We start from the raw sequence: 3,181 nt of genomic DNA on the forward strand, positions 1-3,181 counted from the left end.
GAGCAGGTATTGATCTATGCTTCTTTACTCAAAAGTATCTGTCTATCTGTCTGTTCCAAATCAAGACACCACCCCGTCCCTTCGGGACACCCCTCCACAGGAGGGGAATATGCCCCAAAATTCCCCTCCCTTGGAGGGGTGCCCCGCAGGGGCGGGGTGGTTTCTTCTAGCGAGAGAGCAGGTATTGATCTATGCTTCTTTACTCAAAAGTATCGGTCTGTTCCAAATCAAGACACCACCCCGTCCCGAAGGGACACCCCTCCACAGGAGGGGAATATGCCCCAAAATTTCCCTCCTGTGGAGGGGAATAATACCAATTCCCTAAAATAAAGCTACACATCACGTCCGATGCTCTCGACTTTAGCGGGGAGCCAGCACCGTATCTGTAGTTAACATTAATGGAATTTGGTATAAGTCCTGAGCAAGTATGAGATTGGCATTAACGGCTTTTGGAGTTAACTGTGCCCTGTGATCAAAGAGATTACTCTAAAATTGATGGAGGCACGACAGAGGGGACGGTTGCAACAGGCGATCGCCTTTGTCCTGCCGCCACTATATTATCCCCTGGGGGAATTTAAAAAAACGATGCCTACCTATACTGGAATTTCGAGCGAAGCCTTTCGCCATCCCTTGGATCGGGAAGCCGAGCAAACCTTACGTCGGGTCCCTGGATTTGATTTAGTGGCCCGGAAGTTTGTAGAATTTCTCGTTGAGCGTCCCCAGTATGTCTATATGATGGGCAATAGCATCCAAGTGGGTCCTCGGCAATACTCAACCCTGTATGGAATCTTCCGAGAATGTATTCGGGATTTAGATATTTATCCCGAACCGGCTTTGTTTGTCTCTCAGGCCCCCGTGGTCAATGCTTACGCCCTCGGACAAGATCTACCCTACATTGTCTTGAATACGGGGTTGATTGACTTGATGAGTGAGGACGAAATTCGCTCAGTGGTTGCCCATGAACTGGGACATATCAAATGTGGTCACACCACCTTGATTCAGATGGCGAGTTGGGCGATTATGGCAGTTTTCAGTCTGGCAGATTTGACGATGGGGTTTAGCCGCATCCTCAGTACCGGCTTGATTCTAGCCTTTTACGAATGGTTGAGAAAAGCGGAACTTTCGGCAGATCGTGCGGCGATGTTGGTTATGGATGATACCAGGCCAGTGATGCAGACGATGATGAAAATGGCCGGGGGTTCGACGCGCTATGCCCATGAATGCAGCTTAGAAGAGTTTACCCGCCAAGCCCAGCGCTATCAAGAACTGGATGAGGATGGACTCAATCAAGTTTATAAGTTTTTTCTCTATAACAACGTTTCGCAAGGGGTTTTTCTGACCCATCCCTTTACGGTGGAACGAGTCAGCTATTTACAAGCTTGGGCTTCTTCGCCGGAGTATCGGGAAATTAAACGGGGAAATTATCCGCGAGGGGGCGCTCAAGGGTCGGTGGAGGTGAAACCGGAGTCTCCCGCAGAACAGGAAGCCGATCGCTTGCGCCGTCAAATTGAGGAGTTGCAGCAGGAAATTAATCGGATCAAGGGGGAGTAGGTGCAGCAAAGGGCGATCGCCATCGCCTGTGATTCAGATTGGGGATGTCTATCATAGAAATGGGTTTCTCATCAGATTTTGATCCGTTGCTCACTCAGCTACTCCCGCCATCCGGCATTGAACTTTTACATCGAATTCATGCCTAGATTTCAGTTTTTTCTAAAGTTTATTCCGGCAGTCTGGCTTCTGGTCCTCATGGGGGGCTGTTCCCAAAGGGTCACGCCCAGTTCTACAGCGTCTTTCGGTTCATCCTCAGCGGTTGCCCAGGTCCCAGTGGCTCAAGGGTCAGTGGATCCCTTTGGGGAGGGGATTAAATACGCCACGAGTGCCGCGAACCTCGCGCAAACTGCCCGTTCTCCGGCAGAGTGGGATGAAGTGTCAAAACAGTGGCTGCAAGCGATTTACTGGATGCAGTCCGTTCCCCCGACGAGTCCTCGCAGGGCGTTTGCTCAGAAAAAGGTGGCGGAATATATGCGCTATCTGATTTACACTCAGCAACAAGCGACGGTGAGTTCTAGCCTGAACTATCCCACGTTTAATAGTGATATCCTCGATGAGCAATTGGGACTCTATCTGTCCTACATTGAGACAATGGGACGGCCTGATATTTTGATTGTCGGCAGTTCTCGGGCGATACAGGGGGTCGATCCGCGTGTCCTGCGCCAAGGGTTGGCTGCTAGGGGGTTATCAGGACTGACGGTGTTTAATTTTGGGATTAATGGGGCCACAGCCCAGGTTGTGCGGTTTCAGTTACAGGAACTGTTGGGCCCAGAGCATTTGCCGCGCATGATTTTATGGGCGGATGGGGTCCGGGCGTTTAATAGTGGCCGGGTCGATCGCACCTATAACGAAATTGTCCAGTCTCCGGGATATCAGCGGTTAGCATCTGGGGTGCGTCCTCAGTTGAGTTTGGGGACTCCCCGAGAGGAGGCGATCGCCTCTTCCTCACCGGGAGAATATCAGTTTCAACCGATGAGTTTTCCCGCTTCTTCGGATTCCAGGGAGGTGAAGGATTTATCCTTACAATATCTCACCGAGTCTGGAGACAGGAACTCATCGACGATTGCGACGACGGTCCGGCGATTGAGTCCCCTGGGTCAAGCCATTGATGCCTATGGGTTCCATCCGGTGGCGACTCGCTTCAATCCCAGTCGCTACTATAGCCAACGGCCTCGGGTTGCCGGTCGTTATGATGGGGATTATGCCAATTTTCAATTGGGGGGCGTTCAGGGTTCGGCGTTGCAGTCGGTGGCAGCTTTTGCGCGATCGCGTCAAATTCCTTTGGTGATTGTTAATCTACCCCTGACTGATGATTATTTGGATGCCACCCGCAGCGCTAGGCAGGTCGAGTTCCGCCAGTATATGCGCCGCATGAGCGCTCAAGCTTTTCTCTGGCGGGATTTGTCTACGGTTCGAGGGCTGAATCGGAATGAGTATTTTGAGGATCCTAGTCATTTGAATCAGTTAGGGGCGGCTGCGGTGGCTCGTTCCCTGGCAGCGGATCCGAATATTCCCTGGCCGAGACGGCGGTAGTGGGGGGGATGGGTTATTTGTCCTTTGTCCTTTGTCCTTTGTCCTTTGTCCTTTGTCCTTTGTCCTTTGTCCTTTGTCCTTTGTCCTTTGTCCTTTG

Annotated in this window: 2 protein-coding genes; both read left to right on the forward strand. The window is 51.4% G+C overall.

Going from position 1 to position 3,181, the window contains the following annotated elements:
• Positions 1-585: 585 nt before the first annotated feature.
• The gene (locus tag NG833_RS29495; RefSeq protein WP_254568831.1) at positions 586-1,551 is read left to right on the forward strand and encodes a M48 family metalloprotease; all 966 of its coding nucleotides are present in this window, start codon (positions 586-588) and stop codon (positions 1,549-1,551) included.
• A 138-nt stretch (positions 1,552-1,689) separates the two neighbouring features.
• Positions 1,690-3,084 carry a hypothetical protein gene (locus tag NG833_RS29500; protein WP_254568830.1) on the forward strand — a complete coding sequence of 465 codons (1,395 nt, stop codon included), beginning with the start codon at positions 1,690-1,692 and terminating at the stop codon, positions 3,082-3,084.
• Positions 3,085-3,181 lie beyond the last annotated feature (97 nt).

The organism is Oscillatoria sp. HE19RPO, assembly GCF_024220515.1.
Lineage (GTDB): Bacteria > Cyanobacteriota > Cyanobacteriia > Cyanobacteriales > Laspinemataceae > Laspinema.

Excerpts from the sequence above, each read along its gene's own strand:
- NG833_RS29500 (WP_254568830.1), top strand. The coding sequence starts at position 1,690 with ATGCCTAGATTTCAGTTTTTTCTAAAGTTTATTCCGGCAGTCTGGCTT.
- NG833_RS29495 (WP_254568831.1), top strand. The coding sequence starts at position 586 with ATGCCTACCTATACTGGAATTTCGAGCGAAGCCTTTCGCCATCCCTTG.